Source organism: Furfurilactobacillus milii (genome assembly GCF_021654115.1).
Classification (GTDB): domain Bacteria; phylum Bacillota; class Bacilli; order Lactobacillales; family Lactobacillaceae; genus Furfurilactobacillus; species Furfurilactobacillus milii.
In genome coordinates, this window is sequence record NZ_JAIWJF010000008.1 from 102,064 (window position 1) to 123,702 (window position 21,639).

Sequence of the window (21,639 nt, forward strand, 5' to 3'; positions counted from 1 at the left end):
CGGCTGTGTGATGATGAATGGCCACAGAAACGAATGAATCTATAATTTAATTTTTTTGACCATTTGACGCAGCTAAATTTCGCCATTTAATCTCTGAATGAATTCACAGATGATTTTTATAGGGAGGAATTGAAATGTGGCAAGTATTGGTTAAACCTCAAAAAAAGTTATTTAGTCTCTTTTTCTTAGTGACGATAATACATGCGATTGTGACAACGGCTTACACGTTAATTATTGCTTTTTTAACGGCTTATATGACGCGTAAAATCAATATGTCCTTTGGTCAGGTTGTGACGATCACTTTATTATGTACGGCGTTTATTGCATTAGTAAACGTAATTGGTGGTTATCTTAAGGGTAAGGTTACCAATGGTGCAATGTGTCATTTAAGACGGCAGATATTTGAACGATTGATGTTAACGGTGGATTTTGGTGATCGGCGCAAGGTTGGCGAAAAAGTGGCTCTACTGACGAGTAAGCTAGACGTCGTTGAGCAGAGCTACGTCAATAATTTTCTGCTTGGTTTATCGTTAGTCATGCAGTTTGTTTTGGGCATATTGCTCGGCGTGATAGTGGATGTGCGGTTGACATTGATTGTCATTAGTCTCGATGTTCCGGCAATATTATTACCACTTATAACACAGCGACAATTAAAATGCGCTAAACTGCCGGTGCTAAACAACCTAGATCGTTATACCAGTGCGATTACAAACTGGTTTTCAGGTTTAACAACAATTAAGAATTTTGGCCGTGAGCACACCTTTATCAACATGCACGCGTCCATATCAACGGATGTAAAGGTTAGCGAGAATCACGATATTTTAGTTCGCAAGATTGTCAGCGGTATTTCACAGTTTTGTGGAGATTTAGTTTACTTTGGTACTTGGGTCGTTGGTGGTTACTTTATTTTGGATCACAGTCTAACGCTAGCGGCGTTTATGACTTTTACGCAGTTATCGGTTCAAATTTCATTTCCATTGGAAACGGCGGCAGATGTTTTTTCTGATTTTTTTGGTGGTCAACGGGCTTATCAACAACTACGTTTGGTTATTGAAGCGGTACCCCAAAATAATGAAAGACTTGCTCAGTTGTCAGCGCTGGACGACGTGTTCATTGCTTATGTTCACGCTACGATTGGCGGGGCAGATAAAGGTACAAGGCCACTACTGAAAGACGTTAACTTACAGATCAATCAATCAGATAAGGTCATCATTATTGGTGATAGTGGATCCGGGAAATCTACGTTAATTAACGCTCTGTTTGGCTACCGACCATTGTTGGCTGGCTCGATTTTTGTTGATGGCCGCCCGCCAATCGTTGGTCGGTCCGCGGATATTGCTAAGATGATTGGTTATCAGAACCAGCAAACGTTCATTTTTGATGGTACAGTTAGGGATAATTTAACGATGTTTAGTGATCAATACACTGATCAAGAGCTTATCGATGCGTTAAACAGGGCTGAGCTGCAAACGGCTGATGGACACGCTCACACTAATGCTTGGTTGAGTCTGGTTCTTCATACCCAAGGTGGACCGTTGTCCGGCGGTGAAAGACAACGTATCGGTTTAGCTCGCAATTTATTAACGCACAAACGGTTTATGATTTTTGACGAATTGTCTAGTGGGCTAGATCATAAAACAGCTGAAGCAATCGAGAAGCGTCTATTCAGGTTGAACATTGGTTTTATTTACATTACGCATAGTTATAACAGGTCATTATTGAAAGCAGCCGATAAAGTTTTCAAAGTGCACGACAAACGTGTTACGGCGGTATCACTAGACTAATTTACTTGACCGATCGATTGAAGTTGTTTATGATTTACTCGGCATGATGAACCTTTAATGTAGTCCTGTGAGGCTAACAAGGGAACGGCTGTTGTGACGTTTAGAATAGCGCAATTTGTGCAATTCTAGTACATCTTCACACGTAAACCAGACCACTTGCCTTCCGGGTGAGTGGTCTTTTTTATTTGGATGATCAAACGTTTAGGCCGGGACGGGTTCGCGTGAAGTGAGGAAGGGAGCGTTTTAAATGACGCAAAAAGAATTTCACGATGACGCTGCAGTGTTGGATATCCATGATCGGCCTAAATTCTGGCCATGGGTGGGTTTATCGATTCAACACATGTTTTCAATGTTTGGCTCAACTGTTATTGTGCCGCTACTGGTTGGCCTTAGTCCAAGCATTGCTTTATTTTCATCTGGGGTAGGTACGCTGTTACATATTATGATCACCCAGCGAAAGATTCCGGCCTATATGGGATCGAGCTTTGCGTTTATTACACCAATGCTCGCCCTAATGAAGACAACGGGGTATCCAGGCATTGGGCAAGGTGTTGTGGCGGTCGGAGCTGTGTATCTCATTGTCGCATTGCTGATCGGCATGATTGGTTCTGATTGGGTTGATAAGGTACTACCACCAATTGTTGTTGGACCGATCGTCATGGTCATTGGCCTTTCTTTGGCGGGCAGTGCCGCGACAGATGCAATGATGAAAGACGGTCATTATAATTTGGAATACTTTGCAATTGCGATGACCACATTATTGTTGGCAATTTTCTTTAACATGTTTTTAAAGGGATCGTTAGGCTTAATTCCTGTATTGTTGGCGATTGTGTGTGGTTACTTGATTAGTGTATTTGCTGGCATCGTTGATCTACATACGATTGCTGTGGCGCCATGGTTTAAGTTGCCTAAATTTCAGGTGCCTGGATTAACCTATCATTTTCATTTGGAATGGGGCGCGATTGTGACCATTGCACCCATTGCGTTTGTTACAATGACGGAGCATATGGGTCACATTATGGTTCTGGATAATCTTACACACCGAAATTTCTTCAAGGATCCCGGTCTAAACAGAACGCTTGCTGGGGATGGCACGGCTTCTGTCGTTGCGGGACTGATTGGTGGACCGGCAGTTACCAGCTACGGTGAAAATATTGGCGTGATGGCAATTACTAAAGTACACAGTGTTTATGTGTTGATGGGTGCTGCCATGTTTGCAATTATTTTCGCCTTCGTTAACAAACTGAATGTTTTGATTATGGCCATGCCGCTGCCAGTGATTGGTGGCATCAGCTTCTTGCTATTTGGTACGATTGCAACAAGTGGCGTTTCTGTGATGATTGATCATCATGTAGATCTGGGCAAAAAACGGAATTTGATGATTGCATCGTCCGTGATGGTCATTGGAATTGGTAATGCCTATCTGCAATTAGGCAATTTTCAGTTCACTGGATTAGCGTTTGCGACGATTTTAGGAATTGTGTTAAACTTAGTTCTACCACAGGAAGCTGCTAGTGAAAGAGCAGACTCGAATACGCTTGACAAAGCCAAGTAGCTCCTGTAAACTTATTAACTGTTGAGAAAAGCAGAAGCACCCGCTTCTCGCCTTGGTAATTTTGTTGCCGGGCTAAAGATGAGTTGAACCGTACTGTTTCAGTGCGGACAGCGGGTGGCGATGGCCATCCGCTATTTTTCTGTTTAAATCTCACCATTGTTGATTCGTTTAGAATTTTATGGAGGTGAATACCATAGCTCAAGATACTTTGGTAAATAATGCAATCCGCGCCCGCGAGGTTCGGTTGATTGCCGCTAATGGTGACCAGCTCGGGGTTAAGCAGACCAGAGAAGCACAACAGCTTGCGGATGATGCAAACTTAGATTTGGTTCTGGTTGCCCCTAAGGCAAAGCCACCAGTTGCCAGAATCATGGATTATGGAAAGTACCGCTTCGAGTTACAAAAGAAGCAGCGTGAAGCTCGTAAGAATCAAAAGACGGTCGAAATGAAAGAAATTCGTCTTAGTCCGACGATTGACGAGAATGACTTCAACACTAAATTGAAGAATGCAGAAAAGTTCCTGTCAAAGGGTAACAAAGTGCGTGTCTCAATTCGGTTTAGAGGTCGTGCAATCACGCATAAAGAAATCGGCCGCGACGTGTTGAACAAGATGGCAGCTGCAACTAAAGAAGTAGCTGACGTTCAACAACAAGCTAAGATGGATGGTAGAAGTATGTTCTTAGTACTGTCACCAAAACCAGAAAAATAGTTATCAATATTTAGGAGGACATTCTTATGCCAAAGCAAAAGACAAACCGTGCCGCTGCTAAGCGGTTCAAACAATCTGCAAAGGGCGGCTTCATTGGTGCCAACGCTTACACAAGTCACCGTTTCCACGGTAAGACAAAGAAGCAACGTCGCCAATTACGTGGAACTAAGATGATGGACGCAACTACGGTTAAGACATACAAGAAGTTATTGTTGACCAAGTAGTTTTTAAACAGGAATCTGACCAGACTTGGTCAATTATTGGAGGATGCAATTATGCGTGTTAAAGGTGGAAGTGTTACACGGCAACGTCGCCGTAAGATGATCAAATTAGCTAAGGGTTACCGTGGCCCAAAGCATATTCAATTTAAGGTTGCTAAGCAACAAGTTTGGAAGTCATGGCAATATGCTTACCGTGACCGTAAGAACACGAAGCGTAACTTCCGTAAGCTCTGGATCGCTCGGATCAATGCCGCTGCTCGTCAAAATGACATGAGCTACAGCAAGTTGATGCATGGCTTAAAGGAAGCTAACGTTGAAATGAACCGTAAGATGTTAGCCGACTTGGCCGTTAACGACCCACGTGCGTTCACTTCTTTAACTAAAGAAGCTGCTAAAGCACTTAAGTAATTCATAAAAAAGCACTCATTCTTGAAAAATATTCAGGAATGAGTGCTTTTTTATACGGAAATCACGTTCAAGTCCTGCCTCAGAAAGCCTGGTTTATCAGTTTGACGAACGTCTCTTGACGATTCACAGCAAAATATAATCTATCGTTCGGGTCTGGCTGTTGACGACAATAGGCTGAACCTGATAAATTAGTAACAATTTATTTCATTAGGAGGAATTGTTCACCATGACCAACTGGAACGAGAAATTTGCCAAACAGGGATTAACGTTTGATGATGTACTGCTGATTCCTGCAGCAAGTGATGTTTTACCAAATCAGGTTGAATTGCATACACAACTTGGAAAAAACTTGAAGCTGAATATCCCAATTTTAAGTGCCAGTATGGATACGGTGACCGAAGCGCGCCTTGCAACAGTGATGGCACAACAGGGTGGTTTAGGTGTTATTCATAAAAACATGAGTAAAGATGCCCAAGCTGCCGAAGTTAGCAAAGTTAAAGCGACAACAGTTGATACTGCTGTTACACCTGAAGCCGCTGTTGATGCTCAAGGTCGTTTGCTGGTCGCAGCCGCTGTTGGTGTTACAGCCGATACGTTTGAACGCGCAGAAGCGCTGTTTAGCGCTGGTGCTGACGCAATTATCATCGACACAGCACATGGTCATTCAAAAGGTGTGCTGGACAAGATTGCCCAAATCCGTGAGCAATATCCAGATCAAACATTAATTGCCGGGAACGTTGCGACGGCTGCCGGTACCCGAGCTTTGTTTGACGCTGGTGTTGACGTGGTTAAAGTCGGTATTGGACCAGGTTCGATTTGTACAACACGGGTTGTTGCTGGTGTGGGCGTTCCTCAAATTACTGCCATTTTCGATGCCGCTCAAGTTGCTGCTGAATACGGCAAACAAATTATCGCTGACGGCGGCATCAAGTACTCTGGTGACATCGTTAAGGCGTTGGCTGCCGGTGGCAACGCAGTTATGCTAGGTAGCATGTTGGCTGGTACCGATGAAGCGCCCGGTGAAGTCTTTACAGCTGAAGATGGCAAAAAGTATAAGACGTACCGCGGCATGGGGTCCTTAGCTGCCATGGAACACGGTTCTTCAGACCGATATTTCCAAAGTGGTGTTAAGGAAGAGAAAAAGCTTGTGCCAGAAGGTATTGAAGGTCGAACGGCTTATAAAGGTGCTGTAGCGGATGTTTTGTTCCAGATGATTGGTGGTTTGCGGTCAGGCATGGGCTACACTGGGGCGCATACTGTTGATGATTTGATTGAAAACGCTCAGTTTGTTCAGATCACTAATGCCGGATTGATTGAATCACATCCACACGATATTCAAATCACAAAGGTTGCACCAAACTACAAGCGTAATTAGATCAGCTAACTATTTAAAAATGGAGAAAAACATGCAAACAGTGGACCAAACTAAATTTGATCGGGTGATTGTATTAGATTTTGGTAGTCAATATAATCAACTGATTACACGACGAATTCGTGAATTCGGTGTGTATTCAGAATTAAAACCACATACAATTTCAGCCACTGAGCTTGCGGCCATGAATCCTAAGGCTGTAATCTTTTCCGGTGGACCGAATAGTGTTTATGGGGAGGATGCCTTAACGGTTGACCCCGCAATTTATGATATGGGTTTGCCAATTCTCGGTATTTGTTATGGAATGCAGCTAATGGCAAAAGACCTTGCCGGTGGTGTGGTTGCGCCAGCTGAAGATAATGGTGACTACGGTCAGTCAGAAATGCACATCACTAACACCAATTCACCTTTGTTTAAGGGAATGGCAGCAGATCAAGAAGTTTTGATGAGTCATGGTGATTACGTCAAAACTGTGCCAGATGGTTTTGAGCAAATCGGAACCGGTGCCAATTGCCCAACAGCCGCCATGCAGGATGTTAAACGGGGATTTTACGGATTGCAATTTCATCCCGAAGTCCGTTTGACAGAAAACGGTAATGATATTTTACGACATTTTGTTTTCGATGTAGCTGGTGCAAAAGCCAACTGGACCATGCGTAATTTCATTGATCTGCAAATTGCTAGCATTCGCCAAACTGTTGGTGATAAAAAAGTATTGTTGGGTCTTTCAGGTGGTGTTGATTCCAGCGTTGTCGCTGTCCTTTTACATGAGGCTATCGGTGATCAATTAACCGCGGTTTTTGTCGACCATGGTCTATTACGTAAGGATGAAGCGCAACAAGTGCTCGACAGTCTTAACGGTAAGTTTGGCATCAATATTGTTGCCGTGAATGCCAGTGACAGATTCCTGGGAGCTTTAAAAGGCGTTTCCAATCCTGAACGCAAACGTAAAATCATCGGTAAAGAATTTATTGATGTATTTAGTGAAGAGGCCCGTAAGTTAGATGGTGTAGAGTTTTTAGCACAGGGCACGCTTTACACAGATGTCATTGAATCTGGAACCGATACTGCCCAGACAATTAAGTCACACCATAATGTGGGCGGACTACCAGAGGATCTTAAGTTTAAATTGATTGAACCATTGAATAAATTATTCAAAGACGAAGTCCGTGAGTTAGGTGAACAGCTGGGTATGCCACATGACCTTGTATGGCGCCAACCGTTTCCTGGTCCAGGACTTGCTATTCGGACGCTGGGAGAAGTAACGCCCGAAAAGTTGATACTGGTGCGGGAATCCGACGCGATTTTACGTGCAGAATTCGCTAAAGCCGGGTTGGATCAAACCGTTTGGCAATACTTTACTGCACTGCCAGGCATTCACAGTGTTGGTGTCATGGGTGACGGACGTACTTATGATGAAGCAATTGTCATTCGTGCCGTGACTAGTGTTGATGGTATGACTGCTGAGTTTGCAGAAGTTCCTTGGGCCGTGTTAGGTGTGGTATCGACTAAGATCGTCAATGAAGTACCGGGAGTTAACCGCGTACTGTATGACATCACCGGTAAGCCACCTGCCACGATTGAGTACGAATAGCCTAGAAAAAAATCAGTCATTGTCTATGGGTGTCTATCCCTTGATAATGGCTGATTTTGTTGTAGCGAGTGAATTTCAAAAACGGATAGAATTGGACAGTTCGGGACTGTTTTGGGGGATTTTCTGGGAGACCATTTAAAAATGTTTTTTTACCCCGTAACTCATTTTTTTGCCCTGCCATCCATAGATTTTCACCATGTTTAACATGGATAACTCACAGCTTCCATGTCCGCTTAAGTACGTGGTCCGCTATAAATAATGTTTCACAATGCACATGAAGGGGGTATTCGATAATGTTGAAATTTTATCGATATAAAATAGTCTGACTACATCTGAATTAGCAAAAATAAATTGTTTCAGTTTGTGTGTGATTTTTGCTGTGACTAAAGAACCCACCGATTACTGAAGATTCAGTAACTGATGGGTCTTGTTTTCGATTATAAGATTTGTGTAACTAATTGTCGTTGTTGCCACCAAACAAGCCGCCAAGCTTATCCATGATGCCGGAAGCGCCACCGCCAAGCAAGTCTTTAGCTTGGTCATAGTAGTCGCCAAGGTCGTCCTTGTGATCTTCGATAAATGACTTTGCGTCGTCGATATTGCCGCCGCTCACAAGATCTTTAGCCTTGTCCATAATTTCATCTTTATCCATGAAAATCCCTCCACACAATTAGTCAGCTTTTAATGTCGTCAGGGTTGGACAGTTAACTATTTACGATGTTAACAACTAAAGTATAGCATTGTCGAGACAGAGGTAAAGTCATGTTATTGAAAAAATGAAGCCGTTTTCAATTCAGCAATAAAAATGATTCATATTTCATCGTCCATTTTCAAACAGAATCCGGTATAATAGCGTAATATTGCCGTTTAGGAAAGGAAGATTTTTCATGTATAAAAACCGTATTTACCTTGCTAGTCCGTTTTTCACTGATGAACAACGGGATCGTATTGATACTGTGGTGACATCTTTACGTCAAAATAAAACAATTGATGCAGATGGTATTTTTATTCCACAGGAACACCAAGAAGAAAGTCTAGAATTTGGCTCATTTGAATGGCAAGATTCTGTCTTTGCGAGCGACATGCGTCAGGTCAAACGTGCCGATGTCGTTGTTGCGATTTTAGATTATAAATATGAAGAGAAGAATCTTGAACCTGATGCTGGTACCATTTTTGAAATAGGTGCTGCCTGGGCTTGGCATATTCCAGTCATCATGGTTCAATTTCACCCAGAAAATGAGCTTAACCTGATGCTTGTGCGTTCACTGACGGCAATGTATACAGGAGACAAGATTAAACAGGGACTTGCCACATATGACTTTAATAATTTGCCAACAAAATATACAGATATGAAAATTTTTTAAAGAAAGCGAGACACAACACGATTTGGCTTTCTCAGGTGTCATAAAAATGATGTTCATGGGTGATTTCTCCCGTGAACATCATTTTTTATGTTAGATGAGCAAAACGCAGTGTTATGTCTCGCATTTGCGGCAAATTTTTAATTCGTGCCAACCTTGGCAGTTGAAGAAAAATGGCTTGTTGCCGTTGCGCTAAGATTCATGCTGAGGCGTTTTGTTCCAATCTCGTTTATGCAGTCCCACCGCGTTGATCCCAAATCATTAAAATGAGTACAACAATTAGAATCAAGACGCTGCCTAGTAATGCCTGCGGTCCGATAGCATTTGTCAGTTTAGTGGAAATGAAAGCGCCAATGCCAAAACTAGCGGCCACCCAAAAACTATCTCTTAATAAAATCCAGTTAGTGGTTAGTTTGCCGCGGCGGAAGAGCAAATTTAACGATGCTGCACCGACAGTTCGTAAGTTACCAGTGGTCATGGTTGTATTGTATGGATGATTATTCATGACCCGAAATGTATGAACCTGAAAGGCAGCAAATAAGGATAAACCACTAGTAATAAATGAACCGGGGATAAAGCCAATAAACAGATCGATTATTAAAATACCAACTAATTCGGCAATGATACTAAGTTCCTGCCAAATCACGGCTCCAGGACGGTGAAAAAATTGTTCCACCAAGTTAGCTAACCCAGCGCCCAGTGTGAAGCAGAAGATTGGAATAATGTATGTGATTGCTTTAGCAAAATGACCGTTGGCTAAATTTAATCCCAGTAAGATAACATTTCCCGATTGGAGACTGGCGAACACTTCGTTGTGAAGAATATAGGTGTAAGCGTCCAGGTAGCCACCGACACCTGCCAATAAGGTGCCAATTAGGAGAGTTTCGTAAATCGGCTGACGTACGTTTTTCATTTTTACGCCTCTTTATCTTTTTCTAAGTTTAATAGGCATATTGTAGCCAAAATTTGAATTTATTGCTGGTAAAAATACTCGTTTTAAAGCAGGTGTTAGTTAATGAATGGGGTGAAGAGGATTACTTTGCGAACTAAACATATTACTTTGAAATTTGGTTTGACAATAAAAATACAAACTGAGTGATTTAATCAAAATTTTAATGGACATTGACGTGTGAAATCTGTATCCTATTGCCAATGACTAAAAAGGAGCGATTGCACGTGATTACAAATGCAGAAACTTTTTTAACTGAGTTGAAGAACATTTTACGTGGAACCTACACGGATGATCAATATTTGATTGAAGCTGTGGTGAATAGATTGCAAATGTCTACTACGACGCACTATGAAGTGTCGAAATGGCGCGCTAACGATCATCGTGATCATGAGTTCACGTTTAAACAAAATGAAGATCAAACATATACGTACCTTACAACACGTTAATCAGGTTAAAAAATCATCGCTAAGCAAACGCAATTTGTCTGCTTAGCGATGATTTTTTTGATGAATGTCGTTTATTGTGAACTTAACCCTATTATTTGATTGTTTTGACTGAAGCGCTTCTTTTACGAAAACGTAGCCATAAGAATAAGAGGTAGCTGGCAAAACTTAAGAGGCTGATGATGAGCCCTAAGCGAAAACCAGGCGCCCGGTAGGTTAAACGTATGCGATGTACGCCTGGCGTCAACTTTATAGCGCTGAGATTGCCGACAACTTTATCAATTAATACCTGTTTGCCATCCACATAAGCATGCCAACCATTGTCTTTAGGAATGCTCAGAAACAGTAATGGTTTCTTCTTAGTGGCTGTTATCGTGCCTTGAAGGTGATCTGGACGCCAGTCCTGATCAAGTTTGAATGTCGATTTATGAAGGTCAATCAGGGACTGATTAAAGGATTGTTGGTCCAGTGTCTGCAATGATTGTGAAAGATGTGTTAGAGGCGTTTTGCTAGTTAAATTAATATGGACACGTTCGCCTTTTTTGAAATGTCCTAATGATAATACCGCTTGTGTGCTGACATCTAACCGTGTTGTTTTCTTAGTTCCGTTGACGTGAATATTGGCGTTTGCAACGCTAACATTAGGGAAATAGGCATACAACGTACCAGTGGCGGTTGGTCTGATGATTAACTGGTAACGGTACTGTTTGTTTTTATATTCATAGCCCGTGCGCCGGACATTAACTGATTTAAAATAACGTACGTTACGGCCGGTGATGGCCTGCCAAACGTTATTTTGATTTTCTAAGGCCACGCCACCCTTAAGTTTGACGTTCAATAAGTTATCGTTCACGGCAAATCCTAGCGGTAGTGCATGGTCGTGGACAATAAGATCATAGTCATGGGGTGTCATCTGCAACTGGTATTTCACTGCAAATAGTGCATTGGTTAGGTGAGTGCTACCTTCAGAACTGATTCGACGTTCATTTTTACTATAAAAGCCAAGTCGATTTAACATAACCCGCGTTGATTCATTTAACGTTGAACTATATAAATCTATACCATGACTATTGAAGAGCAGCGGGTCGTTGTAATTGTTATACGTCTCTCCAAAGGCGGCATTAATTAATGAGTTGCTGTTGTCGACTCGATAAAAGGCGTGACTAGCTCGTCTGATTTTGTTGAAATAGTTTTTTTCAATCGTGAAATTCTTTTGATAAATGGTTTGATTTCCAAATTGAGCAGGTTTAAGACCGAAATAGAAGTTTGCGGACAACTCAAATACAGTGACAAGAACAATACCAGAAAGGGCTAAACGGTGCCAATGCTGGTTGTTATATAAGATGAGTAAGCCGGCAATACAGATAATAAATCCTGTTGCAATCAACCAGTACCTAGGACTGACATAAAAGTTCGCCAAATCATCCCATCGTCGTACGATCGGTTGCACAATCATGGCTGTCAGATAACCGATGGCTATCAGTACTATCGCAATCAACGCCGCATGCATCACTAACCTAGTTTGTTTGAAAGCGTCTGTTTGCCAAGCTTCGTATGCACTAATCACAACGATAAATGTGAAAAAGTAGGCGTCACGAAAGGGAAATCCGTTCGGTTGTTGCATCATGTGCCAGATAGTGTTAAACAGTGTCAAAAACATACTGAGCCCAAGAAAGGCTAGTAAGGTACCGGTTGTTCGTTTGTGATGGCCGGCAATGGTTTTATTTAGGAAAAATAAAAGTACGAGTAACAGTGCAAAACTGCCGACAAATATGCTGGGATCATGTTCTAATCGTTGTGGATAATCGGTTGCGTTTAGACCAAGCTGTGCGAAAGCATCTAAGCCGAATTGAGGCGTAGGCAGGAAGGCCTGCCACGATAGACTCTGCTTGCTCGTTTTAAGCATGCCCAATAGGGTAGGTATCAGGACGAATAAGGTACTTAAACCACTCAAAACAGAGGTAATCAAAAATCGCTTGATTGCTTGAGTGTTGTGATGCCACCATTGTTTCAATGATTGTTTTTCCGTTTGCTGATCAATTGTAAAGTAAACAAAATAGGTCAATGCGAACAGGCAAGTCATGTAGCCTAAATAATAGTTAGTGACGATTGTCGCCCACAATGCAAAAAAGTAAAGGACAGTGCCTTTGTTGTTAACTAATCGGCGAAGACCTAGAATAACCAGCGGCAATAAAATAAGGGCGTCCAGCCACATGATGTCATAAAAGTAAGTCGCGACAAAACCGCTAAGACTAAAGATTGTTGAAAAAATGAGGTTTTGCCAGTTGGTATTATGGTACACGCGGCGCAAATAATAACTCATACTAAAGCCGATAGTGCCGACTTTTAATAAGATGATGAAAGTTATTGCCAGTGGCACCTGATTGGCTGGGAAGAAGAACAACAGCAGATTAAACGGGCTTAACATGTAATAGGCAACTAACGGAAAAGCATTATCACCCAAAGATAGACTAAACGAATAGAACGAGAATTGACCAGTCGTAATTGCATGTCGAAATTGTGTTAACCAAGCAACATACTGTGTCCCCATGTCGCTTATTAGGAGGTTATGACTGCCGAATGGCGTAACGCCTAGTGCCCAAAATACTAAACCAACAAGTATCATTGGAACGACAAAAGCCGTCATATCGTATTGAAAACGTTGACGGCCATACTGGTTCATAGTTTGAGGGATTTCAGGTTTGGACGATTGCGAATATTGACTTGGAATCTTACTTTTCCTCCTTAACGATGTAGATTGGCCGATGCTTGCTTTCCAAATAGAGTCGACCAACATACTTACCTAAAATTCCTAGGCAGAATAATTGAAGCCCGCCGATCAAAAGGATGATACATACAAGTGATGGCCAACCAGCGGTGTGATCACCATAAATAAGTGCACGAATTACGATGAAGATTAGTGCGAAGAATGCAACAACAAAGGATAAAAAACCAGTGTAGGATGCAATAGAAAGTGGTGCATCCGAAAAATCGATAATGCCTTCTAAAGAATAGCTAAACAGTTGAAAGAATGACCAATGCGTGTCACCAGCCACCCGGTCCTGATTTTCAAATTCAATGTACTTTGTTTTGAAACCAACCCAGCTGAAAATTCCCTTTGAGAAACGATTAACTTCAGCCATTGATAAAATGGCATCAACAACTTGACGCGTCATTAAGCGGTAATCGCGAGCACCTTCAACAATGTGTGTTTGAGAAAGTCGGTTGATGACCCGATAGAATGCTCGGCTAAAGAAAGAACGAATTGGCGGCTCACCCTTGCGTGTGACCCGACGAGAACCAACGATATCATAATGCTCGTTTTCAATACCCGAAAGCATTTGGATAAGCAATTCGGGAGGATCTTGCAGATCGACATCCATTACAGCAACAAAATTACCAGTGGCGTGCTGAAGACCAGCGTACAGAGCAGACTCTTTTCCGAAGTTACGGGAAAACGAGACATAATGAACATGGTCGACATCTTGTTGCTGTAATTTTCTCAATTCATTTAACGTGTTGTCCGTTGATCCGTCATTAATAAACCAATACTCAGGTTCAAAGCCTGGAAACTGTTTGCACAGTTGGACAAAGACTTTTTGAACGGTTGGATAAAAGAGTGGAATGGTTGGTTCCTCATTATAACAAGGGACAATAATTGAAATAATTTTTTTTGACACTGAGCTTACTTCCTTGTAGTTAGTTTCAACGCCCACGTTGATATGTGTTTGCGACTAATACTAATTATAAACGAGTGCGTCCAATAAACGGGATAAAATTGCTTAAAAAGCGTCTAAATTAGCTCTTAATGAGACAATCGTGATAATATCTAATGAATATGTTGATGAATAGCTTTGTGTTATAGGCAAGCATTAAAGATGCATATGGCAAATTGCTTAAATAGGCTCATAGAATTACATGGATGATTACTTAAATATAAAAATCTTATTTGTAAGGTCACGTTACCAACGCCGCTTGAAAAGAAAAGTCTGCTGGCGCTTTTTAAATGATGATTAATTGCGATTCCCTATGAATATCGGTAGATTTGCTGTGTAGTCAAGCAAAGATGTCTAATAATAGGAGGCGCATTACAATGGCAGTAGAAGGTTCGCTCTATCACACTCACGTGGTTAATGAGAACGGCTTAGTTGGGCAAAGCTTTGTTGAAGGTAATGAAGGTTTGTCATTAGGCGTTAGTAGCTCTTTAGTCTCCGCATCAGGTACTAACCCAGAACAATTTATTGGGTTTGCACTGAGCACTTGTTTTAATGCAACATTACGCATTGTTGAGCAGCAACGTCACATGCCACAGGATACACAGGTTCGAACAAGGGTTGATATCGTTAAGGATACGATGGGATATAAGTTTATCGTTGACGCTCAGATTATGTTTCCAAACGAAAACCAAGAGGATGCCCAAGCAGTTTTAGATGATGCATTAAATCAGTGTCCAGTCGCGAAATTGTTAAAGGCAAATGATAATGTTAATTTTAGGATTGTTAACGCTTTTAATGATGAGGACGCTGAAAGCTACGGTGAATAATGCGCTAATTTTGCAGTGGTCTCATTTAACTTAAGAATTGAATCCTTTTTTCACTGGAAAACGCCCACTCGTTTGCTTACTAACGAGTGAGCGTTTTGCTTTACTTTGTTCTGAAAATGTTTAGACTGAGTATTCCAGTAGAGAAACAGGAGTTCTCACTGTTGGCGGGCTGGCGTCGATAGTTATTTGAGAGCGTAGAAAAGAGGTCACCTATGAAAACTTACAAAATGCAAACACTTGGGGAATGGAATGTTGAAGTTTGCCACGGAAGACAATGGGTTTCAATTCTTGACCACGTTTCATATGACACCGCTAAGTTAGCGTTGGATCGTATTAATGCCACACAGCAGGCCAACTACCGTCTTCATTATTTGGGACATGAAAACATGATCAACTCAACGAAAACAGCTTAAAATTGTTACGATGCGGATGTAACAGTCGTCGGTTTCGACTTTAAAAACGTTGGTGAATTAAACGTTTTTACGGGTAGGCGACGATTGAAGTCTGACAGGAAGAAATTTCCTGTCAGACTTTTTTGTTATTACTGGTTTGACTTGTGCCCGTAAAGAATTCGGGTTACGATATCGTCACCGCAATTGAATATAAAACAGTCTTTGTAACGAGTGAGACACTCAGGAAGGATCTAATTGTGAACAACGAATCTCTGAAAACGCTACTCGATGACCATATTGGTCAAATTTTTGCGACACCTGATCAGATTGAGGTGATGGTGTCTGCTGTTGCTAAACAGATCAGTGAAAAAAATAAGGCAACAAATCCACTACTTATCGGTGTGATGAAAGGCGCTGCTCAGTGGACAATTGCTGTCAGTCAACGGTTGTCGATTCCCTCTGATCTCGATTTTGTCTCTGTCACTAGCTATACTGGCGAACAGCAGAGCGAGCCAGTAATGCTTCAGGAGCCGACCATTTCGATCACGGGTCGTCATATCATTTTATTGGACGAAATTATTGATACGGGCAATACCTTGTTTTTTCTAAAACGTTGGTTATTGGCTCAAGGTGCTAAAAGTGTTGAGATAGCAGTTATGGCTGACAAACCAATGACACGCGTGGCGCCAGTTCACATTGATTATCTTGGCCTGACGGTTCCTAACGTGTGGTTGGTCGGTTTTGGCATGGATTTAAACGGAGCATACCGTAATCTGCCGGCAATAGCCGAGTATGTTAAAAATCCAGTTTCGAAGCGTTAGCTTGTGGTTTTATTGCGCTTTTGATTGGATGTTATTATTAATATTATGTTTTATATAGTAGAAACACACCAGAAAGTGGGTTAGCAAAACATTGAAATTTAGTTGGCGTTCAACCGCAACTTATGTCAGCGTCAAACAATTTTTGTTTGCACAAGGAATCAGCCATAATTTATGGACTCGTCAGCGGCATCTTGGGGGCAAGATAACGGTGAATCAGCAAACCACTCAGCCGGATCATGCAGTTGCAATTGGTGATGTTGTCACGTTGTCGTTGCCCAACGAACCTAGTGATGGAAATATTGCTGTCGATGAGGAACCAATCGATGTTTTGATGGCCGATGAAAATTGGCTGGTAGTTAATAAAAATGCAGGTGTTAACGCTGTTCCTGGACCGAGCGATCAGCAAACAACGATGGTCAATCGCATCAAAGGGTGGCTCGTGGCAAATAATGCTGATAATTTAGTGCCACATTTAATCACTCGTCTAGATCGCGATACAAGTGGCATCATGCTGGTGGCACGCAATGGCATTGTTCAGGGAATGATTGCCCCTCAAGTAGATCAGCACACAATGCGAAAAACGTACCTCGCACTGGTAGAGGGTAGATTTGAGAACGATCACGGTGTTATTGACAGTCCAATTGGGCGAGTGGATGGACAGGTTGCTAGGGCGATAACTTCAAACGGACAATCTGCAATTACTGAATATAAAGTGCTAGAACAGTTTGAAAATATCGCATTAGTTGAATTAAATTTAAAAACAGGTCGGACTCACCAGATTAGAGTGCACATGCAAAGTATTGGTCATCCGCTACTCGGTGATCGTTTATATGGCGGGTCGCTTAGGTTAATGCAACGACAGGCATTGCATGCATGGCAATTATCATTTACAGACCCTGTCACTCAACAGCGACAGACCTACACTGCGCCATTACCTGAGGACATGCAGGCGGTGGTAAATCATTTGCGTGATTCGAAACCGGTGGAATAAGCATTTTTAAGTGCTTTCTGGTATAATGATTTAGATAATTTTGTGCTAAAAATAGTCGGAAGCAAGGAGTTTTAAATGATCGCCAACTTCAAACCAACTTGGATGATTTCAGCAATATATAATGTTTCGCCTGAACAATTAAAGGCGGCAGGAATTCGTGTTATTTTGACAGACTTAGATAATACGCTGATTGCTTGGAATAATCCGGATGGAACGCCGCAGTTACGGCGGTGGATCCAAACGATGCATGCGAATGATATTCGCATTGTAGTCGTTTCAAATAACAGTGCTGCGCGTGTGTCACGAGCAGTCACGCCATTAGGACTTGAATTCGTTTCACGTTCACTAAAACCATTAACGCGCGGTATTCGTCAAGCACAACGGCGGCTCTCATTAAGTAATAGCGAAGTTGTGATGGTTGGTGATCAGTTGATGACAGACATGTGGGCGGCAAATAACGCGCATGTGCGTAGTATTTTAGTGAAGCCGTTGATCGAAACGGACAAGTGGGATACACGGATTAACCGCTTTTTTGAGCGTTTTGTGATGCAACGGTTACGCCGTGTTTATCCGACGATGACATGGCAGGAGGACTTACGATGAGTGAAGCAGTAACGAATGAAACGTCAGAGCCACTGTATTGCATTGGCTGTGGGGCCAAGATTCAAACGACAGATTCCACTGCCGTTGGCTATACACCACAATCGGCCTTAAAAAAAGGTCTTGAAAACGGTGAATTATATTGCCAGCGTTGTTTTCGTTTGCGTCATTACAACGAAATCGTACCAGTGTCATTAACGGATGATGATTTTAGACGGTTACTAGCTCAGATTCGGGATGCTAACGCCCTAATCGTCTATGTCGTTGATATTTTTGACTTTAACGGCAGTATGATTCCTGGATTACATCGTTTTGTTGGTGATAATCCGATCCTACTAGTTGGTAATAAAGAAGATGTTTTACCGCGTTCGCTCAAACGAAGTAAACTGACTGATTGGGTACGTCAACAAGCTAATGCCAATGGATTGCGACCACTGGCAACCACACTGTTGAGCGCAAAGAATGGCCGCGACGTGGATGATCTGTTGACATTGATTGATAAATATCGCGGTGATCGTGATGTTTATGTTGTGGGTGTTACCAACGTTGGTAAGTCAACATTGATTAATCAGATTTTAAAACAAAACTCTGGTGTTGCTGATCTGATCACAACCTCACGTTTCCCTGGGACGACGTTAGACAAGATTGAAATTCCACTTGGCGAAGATCATGTTTTAGTTGACACACCAGGAATTATTCATCCTGAACAGATGGCTCATTTTCTAAGTGCTGGTGCTTTAAAGTATGTTGCGCCGCAAAAGGAAATCAAGCCACGTGTTTATCAGCTACAAGGTGAACAAACGTTGTTCATGGGTGCAGTAGCGAGGTTCGATTTATTGTTTTCAACGACAGACAGTCGGACAACCGGCGTTAGTGCCTATTTTGAGAACAATCTAATGATCCATCGAACAAAATTGGCACACGCGGATGACTTTTATCGTGATCACGCTGGTGAGATACTTACACCACCTTCCCAGGAAGAGTTGGCAGATCTACCTGAATTGACAAGACACGAATTTCGCACAACGGAGAAAAGTGATCTCGTTATTGAAGGATTGGGCTGGATAACAGTTCCTGCCAATGTAACGATTGCTGGCTGGGCGCCAAAAGGCGTCAACGTCTTGCTAAGACGCGCAATGATTTAAAACGGGAGAGACATTATATGGATTTAAAGGGTAAACAAAAACATTTTTTACGTTCTGAAGCACACTCACTACGTCCACTGTTTTCAGTGGGAAAGAACGGTTTGACAGCAACGTGGTTAGACCAATTAACTGGTGCCTTGGAGAAACGTGAACTGATAAAGGTGAACTTGTTACAAAGTGCAGATGCAACCGTCGCAGAGGCAAAGACCTTTATTGAAAAAAATCCGCGGATTACTGTGGTCCAAACAATAGGTCATACGCTGGTATTGTTTATGACTGCAACGGATCCAGATAATCAACGGTTATCTAAAAAGGTTGCAGCATTGGTTTAGTGTTAGGGTAAACACGTGAAATAAGTAGGGATAGACAATGATTACATCGACGTTAACGACTAAACAAACGGGCACTCAAGTGATGACAGAAATGGTCACAGAAATGCCTAAACAACGGGTAGGCATTTTGGGTGGGACTTTTAATCCGCCACACTTAGGTCATCTTATTATTGCGGATCAAGTGGGTAAGCAATTGGGATTAAATAAGGTTCTTTTTATGCCCAACGCTCAGCCTCCGCATATTGATCCTAAACTTGCAATTGATCCTTTGCTACGTGCAAGAATGGTTCGTCGTGCTATTTTCGGAAACCCATTGTTTGACTTAGAGATGAGTGAAATTCAACGTGGCGGCAAAAGCTACACGTATGACACGATGGTGGATCTGAAGACGCGTCATCCTAAAACTGAGTATTACTTTATTATTGGTGGGGATGAAGTGGCCTATCTGCCGAAATGGCATCGTATCGACGAGTTGGCAAAAATAGTAACGTTTGTTGGTGTTGGTCGAGCTGGCTATAAGAAACAAACGCCATATCCAGTTATTTGGGTCGATGTGCCGACAATTGACATCAGCAGTTCAATGATTCGTGATCGTGTCAAACGCAGGCAATCGATTCACTACTTAGTTCCAGAGGCAGTTGAAGCATACATTAAGGAGCATCAGTTGTATCATGAGTAAGACAATGCGTTATCAGCAGCATCTTTATAACGGCACACGTGATGAACTGGTTGAAGCAGTTCATCAACAGTTGCGTGACAAACGGTTCAATCATTGTTTGCGCGTAGAACAGACTGCGATTCAGTTGGCTGAAGAAAATGGTGTTGATTTGGAAAAGGCTAGTATTGCTGGCCTGGTCCATGATTATGCTAAAGAGCGTAGCGATGAAGCGTTCATCGGGATGATTAAAAAACATCAAATGGATCCGGATTTACTGAACTGGGGCAATGCCGTTTGGCATGGTATTGTGGGCGCAGAATTTATTCATGATGAGCTCGGTATTGATGATGAAGATATCTTAAATGCTGTCCGTTATCACACCACGGGCGCTGTGGAAATGTCTCCGTTGGCGCAAGTTGTTTATATGGCGGATTACATTGAGCCCGAGCGTAATTTTGATGGCGTCGATGAGGCTAGACAGATAACCCACAAAGATTTGCGTGCTGGTGTTGCTTTTCAGACGAAGCACACAATGCTGTATTTAGCTGAAAAGAATGCGCCGATTTATCCGGCAACCTTATTAACGTTTAATCGTTGGGTCGCTCAGAAGCAAATGAAATATAACTATTAATCAATTAAGTGAAATGAGGAACTATTTTGGATAGTAAACAAATGTTGGAAGTGGCTGTTAAGGCCGGAGATGCTAAACGTGCTGAGGATATCGTGGCGTTAGATGTTGAGCAGGTTAGCTTAGTGGCAGATTATTTTGCCATTATGAATGGTGGTTCTAAGCGTCAAGTTCAGGCGATTACTCAGGCTATTTTGGATGCTGAAGGCGAGGCTGGTGTGACGGTTCGCCGTGTTGAGGGTAAAGCAGAAGGCACTTGGGTTCTGCTAGATTTCGGTGACATTGTTGTTCACATTTTCCAAGAAGAACAGCGTCATTACTATGATTTAGAAAAATTATGGTCAGATGCGCCGATGGTTAACCTAACAGATTGGTTGGGCGAAACAGCATGATTTACGGACAGTTTGCCGATTTTTATGATGAACTGTTTGACCCAGCTATGTATGACTCATGGCTGGGTTTTGTGCGTTCTCGAGGAGTCACGAAGGCTGATAGTGTGCTGGACTTAGCGTGCGGTACTGGGCGATTAGCGATTAAGATGATTCAATCAGGATACCAAGTGACCGGCCTGGATCTAGCACCAGAAATGTTGAGTATTGCCGCAAGCAAGGCTCAGACAGCCGGTGTTGAATTGCCATTGATTCAGGGTGATATGACTGCATTAGGCGATCTTGAAATGTATAACACAATTACTTGCTTTGACGATTCTCTTTGCTATTTACCCAATGAAAATGAGATGGCGGAGGCGTTTCGCGAGGCCGTTGCACATTTGACTGCCAATGGTCATTATCTTTTTGACGTCATTACACCGCATCAAACAGATGACGTCTATCCCGGATATATGTACAATTTTCACGATGATCATCGTGCGTTCATGTGGACTAGTTATGAAGGCGATGCCGAACATCAGGTTGAGCACGATTTGAACTTTTTTATTTGGAATGAATCAATTAAGGGTTATGACCATCACGCTGAACTGCATGTGGAAAGAACGTATCCACTGGCAACATATCAACGATTATTGACGCAGGCAGGCTTTAATCAAGTTCAGGTGTTTGCCGACTTTGGTAAAGCTGGACCGGAGGCAGACACAACGCGTTGGTTCTTTGACTGTCGACGGGAAGGATGAC

At 42.2% G+C, this 21,639-nt stretch carries 24 protein-coding genes and 1 other annotated feature; of the genes, 20 read left to right on the plus strand and 4 right to left on the minus strand.

Annotated elements, in window-relative coordinates:
- Positions 1 to 134 precede the first annotated feature (134 nt).
- The 7 genes from LDK34_RS10295 to guaA all read left to right on the plus strand — a co-directional run bounded on the left by LDK34_RS10295 (position 135) and on the right by guaA (position 7,643).
- Entirely contained in the window at positions 135 to 1,784 is a 1,650-nt protein-coding gene (locus LDK34_RS10295) for an ABC transporter transmembrane domain-containing protein (protein ID WP_178942643.1), read from the plus strand.
- A gap of 247 nt (positions 1,785 to 2,031) precedes the next feature.
- Positions 2,032 to 3,339 (plus strand): uracil-xanthine permease family protein, encoded by a 1,308-nt coding sequence (locus tag LDK34_RS10300; RefSeq protein ID WP_178942642.1) that lies wholly within the window; start codon positions 2,032 to 2,034, stop codon positions 3,337 to 3,339.
- A 22-nt stretch (positions 3,340 to 3,361) separates the two neighbouring features.
- Positions 3,362 to 3,485: a sequence feature (ribosomal protein L20 leader region), on the plus strand.
- A gap of 32 nt (positions 3,486 to 3,517) precedes the next feature.
- A complete protein-coding gene (gene infC / locus LDK34_RS10305) occupies positions 3,518 to 4,048 on the plus strand; it encodes a translation initiation factor IF-3 (protein ID WP_081495841.1) in 531 nt (176 codons plus the stop codon).
- 26 nt (positions 4,049 to 4,074) lie between these two features.
- Positions 4,075 to 4,272 carry a 50S ribosomal protein L35 gene (gene rpmI / locus LDK34_RS10310; protein WP_017261696.1) on the plus strand — a complete coding sequence of 66 codons (198 nt, stop codon included), beginning with the start codon at positions 4,075 to 4,077 and terminating at the stop codon, positions 4,270 to 4,272.
- Between the two features lie 51 nt (positions 4,273 to 4,323).
- Positions 4,324 to 4,677, plus strand: coding sequence for a 50S ribosomal protein L20 (rplT, locus tag LDK34_RS10315; protein WP_017261697.1), 354 nt, complete (start codon positions 4,324 to 4,326; stop codon positions 4,675 to 4,677).
- A gap of 226 nt (positions 4,678 to 4,903) precedes the next feature.
- The gene (gene guaB, locus LDK34_RS10320) at positions 4,904 to 6,052 is read left to right on the plus strand and encodes an IMP dehydrogenase (protein WP_178942641.1); all 1,149 of its coding nucleotides are present in this window, start codon (positions 4,904 to 4,906) and stop codon (positions 6,050 to 6,052) included.
- A 31-nt stretch (positions 6,053 to 6,083) separates the two neighbouring features.
- Positions 6,084 to 7,643, plus strand: coding sequence for a glutamine-hydrolyzing GMP synthase (gene guaA / locus LDK34_RS10325; RefSeq protein ID WP_236941814.1), 1,560 nt, complete (start codon positions 6,084 to 6,086; stop codon positions 7,641 to 7,643).
- 454 nt (positions 7,644 to 8,097) lie between these two features.
- Here guaA and LDK34_RS10330 read toward each other — a convergent pair whose 3' ends face one another.
- On the minus strand, positions 8,098 to 8,277 hold the full coding sequence (locus tag LDK34_RS10330) for a hypothetical protein (RefSeq protein ID WP_404825466.1): 180 nt from the start codon (positions 8,275 to 8,277) through the stop codon (positions 8,098 to 8,100).
- 253 nt (positions 8,278 to 8,530) lie between these two features.
- On the opposite strand from LDK34_RS10330, the gene LDK34_RS10335 reads away from it, so the two are divergent.
- Positions 8,531 to 9,007: a nucleoside 2-deoxyribosyltransferase gene (locus LDK34_RS10335; RefSeq protein ID WP_178942639.1), complete on the plus strand. Its 477-nt coding sequence runs from the start codon at positions 8,531 to 8,533 to the stop codon at positions 9,005 to 9,007.
- Between the two features lie 226 nt (positions 9,008 to 9,233).
- Here the strand turns inward: LDK34_RS10335 and LDK34_RS10340 are convergent, their stop codons facing one another.
- The gene (locus LDK34_RS10340; protein ID WP_178942638.1) at positions 9,234 to 9,917 is read right to left on the minus strand and encodes a YoaK family protein; all 684 of its coding nucleotides are present in this window, start codon (positions 9,915 to 9,917) and stop codon (positions 9,234 to 9,236) included.
- 263 nt (positions 9,918 to 10,180) lie between these two features.
- Here LDK34_RS10340 and LDK34_RS10345 point away from each other — a divergent pair, with 263 nt between their 5' ends.
- Positions 10,181 to 10,402 (plus strand): DUF5960 family protein, encoded by a 222-nt coding sequence (locus LDK34_RS10345; RefSeq protein ID WP_017261707.1) that lies wholly within the window; start codon positions 10,181 to 10,183, stop codon positions 10,400 to 10,402.
- Positions 10,403 to 10,493: 91 nt separating this feature from the next.
- On the opposite strand, the gene LDK34_RS10350 is transcribed toward LDK34_RS10345, so the two are convergent.
- Both LDK34_RS10350 and LDK34_RS10355 read right to left on the minus strand, forming a co-directional pair.
- A complete protein-coding gene (locus tag LDK34_RS10350; RefSeq protein WP_236446177.1) occupies positions 10,494 to 13,082 on the minus strand; it encodes a YfhO family protein in 2,589 nt (862 codons plus the stop codon).
- A gap of 49 nt (positions 13,083 to 13,131) precedes the next feature.
- The gene (locus LDK34_RS10355; protein WP_178942636.1) at positions 13,132 to 14,079 is read right to left on the minus strand and encodes a glycosyltransferase family 2 protein; all 948 of its coding nucleotides are present in this window, start codon (positions 14,077 to 14,079) and stop codon (positions 13,132 to 13,134) included.
- A gap of 413 nt (positions 14,080 to 14,492) precedes the next feature.
- Between LDK34_RS10355 and LDK34_RS10360 the strand changes: the two genes are divergently transcribed.
- The 11 genes from LDK34_RS10360 to LDK34_RS10410 all read left to right on the plus strand — a co-directional run bounded on the left by LDK34_RS10360 (position 14,493) and on the right by LDK34_RS10410 (position 21,638).
- Complete coding sequence (locus tag LDK34_RS10360; RefSeq protein WP_178942635.1) at positions 14,493 to 14,942, plus strand: OsmC family protein; 450 nt, start codon at positions 14,493 to 14,495, stop codon at positions 14,940 to 14,942.
- 212 nt (positions 14,943 to 15,154) lie between these two features.
- A complete protein-coding gene (locus LDK34_RS10365) occupies positions 15,155 to 15,355 on the plus strand; it encodes a hypothetical protein (RefSeq protein WP_178942634.1) in 201 nt (66 codons plus the stop codon).
- A gap of 236 nt (positions 15,356 to 15,591) precedes the next feature.
- Entirely contained in the window at positions 15,592 to 16,155 is a 564-nt protein-coding gene (locus LDK34_RS10370) for a phosphoribosyltransferase (RefSeq protein ID WP_178942633.1), read from the plus strand.
- A 91-nt stretch (positions 16,156 to 16,246) separates the two neighbouring features.
- On the plus strand, positions 16,247 to 17,146 hold the full coding sequence (locus LDK34_RS10375) for an RluA family pseudouridine synthase (RefSeq protein ID WP_236941815.1): 900 nt from the start codon (positions 16,247 to 16,249) through the stop codon (positions 17,144 to 17,146).
- Positions 17,147 to 17,221: 75 nt separating this feature from the next.
- A complete protein-coding gene (locus tag LDK34_RS10380) occupies positions 17,222 to 17,749 on the plus strand; it encodes a YqeG family HAD IIIA-type phosphatase (protein ID WP_178942632.1) in 528 nt (175 codons plus the stop codon).
- Positions 17,746 to 18,891, plus strand: coding sequence for a ribosome biogenesis GTPase YqeH (yqeH, locus tag LDK34_RS10385; protein ID WP_236941816.1), 1,146 nt, complete (start codon positions 17,746 to 17,748; stop codon positions 18,889 to 18,891). The genes LDK34_RS10380 and yqeH overlap by 4 nt, the downstream gene beginning before the upstream one ends.
- Positions 18,892 to 18,908: 17 nt before the next feature.
- The gene (locus LDK34_RS10390; RefSeq protein WP_178942630.1) at positions 18,909 to 19,223 is read left to right on the plus strand and encodes a YhbY family RNA-binding protein; all 315 of its coding nucleotides are present in this window, start codon (positions 18,909 to 18,911) and stop codon (positions 19,221 to 19,223) included.
- Between the two features lie 37 nt (positions 19,224 to 19,260).
- Positions 19,261 to 19,902 (plus strand): nicotinate-nucleotide adenylyltransferase, encoded by a 642-nt coding sequence (locus LDK34_RS10395; protein WP_178942629.1) that lies wholly within the window; start codon positions 19,261 to 19,263, stop codon positions 19,900 to 19,902.
- Entirely contained in the window at positions 19,895 to 20,512 is a 618-nt protein-coding gene (gene yqeK, locus LDK34_RS10400) for a bis(5'-nucleosyl)-tetraphosphatase (symmetrical) YqeK (protein ID WP_178942628.1), read from the plus strand. The genes LDK34_RS10395 and yqeK overlap by 8 nt, the downstream gene beginning before the upstream one ends.
- Before the next feature lie 26 nt (positions 20,513 to 20,538).
- Positions 20,539 to 20,901: a ribosome silencing factor gene (rsfS, locus tag LDK34_RS10405; RefSeq protein WP_161003292.1), complete on the plus strand. Its 363-nt coding sequence runs from the start codon at positions 20,539 to 20,541 to the stop codon at positions 20,899 to 20,901.
- A complete protein-coding gene (locus LDK34_RS10410) occupies positions 20,898 to 21,638 on the plus strand; it encodes a class I SAM-dependent DNA methyltransferase (protein WP_178942627.1) in 741 nt (246 codons plus the stop codon). The genes rsfS and LDK34_RS10410 overlap by 4 nt, the downstream gene beginning before the upstream one ends.
- Position 21,639 lies beyond the last annotated feature (1 nt).

Coding starts and splice junctions, on each gene's coding strand:
- LDK34_RS10295 (WP_178942643.1), top strand. CDS start 135: ATGTGGCAAGTATTGGTTAAACCTCAAAAAAAGTTATTTAGTCTCTTT.
- LDK34_RS10300 (WP_178942642.1), top strand. CDS start 2,032: ATGACGCAAAAAGAATTTCACGATGACGCTGCAGTGTTGGATATCCAT.
- infC (WP_081495841.1), top strand. CDS start 3,518: ATGGAGGTGAATACCATAGCTCAAGATACTTTGGTAAATAATGCAATC.
- rpmI (WP_017261696.1), top strand. CDS start 4,075: ATGCCAAAGCAAAAGACAAACCGTGCCGCTGCTAAGCGGTTCAAACAA.
- rplT (WP_017261697.1), top strand. CDS start 4,324: ATGCGTGTTAAAGGTGGAAGTGTTACACGGCAACGTCGCCGTAAGATG.
- guaB (WP_178942641.1), top strand. CDS start 4,904: ATGACCAACTGGAACGAGAAATTTGCCAAACAGGGATTAACGTTTGAT.
- guaA (WP_236941814.1), top strand. CDS start 6,084: ATGCAAACAGTGGACCAAACTAAATTTGATCGGGTGATTGTATTAGAT.
- LDK34_RS10330 (WP_404825466.1), bottom strand. CDS start 8,277: ATGGACAAGGCTAAAGATCTTGTGAGCGGCGGCAATATCGACGACGCA.
- LDK34_RS10335 (WP_178942639.1), top strand. CDS start 8,531: ATGTATAAAAACCGTATTTACCTTGCTAGTCCGTTTTTCACTGATGAA.
- LDK34_RS10340 (WP_178942638.1), bottom strand. CDS start 9,917: ATGAAAAACGTACGTCAGCCGATTTACGAAACTCTCCTAATTGGCACC.
- LDK34_RS10350 (WP_236446177.1), bottom strand. CDS start 13,082: ATGAACCAGTATGGCCGTCAACGTTTTCAATACGATATGACGGCTTTT.
- LDK34_RS10360 (WP_178942635.1), top strand. CDS start 14,493: ATGGCAGTAGAAGGTTCGCTCTATCACACTCACGTGGTTAATGAGAAC.
- LDK34_RS10365 (WP_178942634.1), top strand. CDS start 15,155: ATGAAAACTTACAAAATGCAAACACTTGGGGAATGGAATGTTGAAGTT.
- LDK34_RS10380 (WP_178942632.1), top strand. CDS start 17,222: ATGATCGCCAACTTCAAACCAACTTGGATGATTTCAGCAATATATAAT.
- yqeH (WP_236941816.1), top strand. CDS start 17,746: ATGAGTGAAGCAGTAACGAATGAAACGTCAGAGCCACTGTATTGCATT.
- LDK34_RS10390 (WP_178942630.1), top strand. CDS start 18,909: ATGGATTTAAAGGGTAAACAAAAACATTTTTTACGTTCTGAAGCACAC.
- LDK34_RS10395 (WP_178942629.1), top strand. CDS start 19,261: ATGATTACATCGACGTTAACGACTAAACAAACGGGCACTCAAGTGATG.
- yqeK (WP_178942628.1), top strand. CDS start 19,895: ATGAGTAAGACAATGCGTTATCAGCAGCATCTTTATAACGGCACACGT.
- LDK34_RS10410 (WP_178942627.1), top strand. CDS start 20,898: ATGATTTACGGACAGTTTGCCGATTTTTATGATGAACTGTTTGACCCA.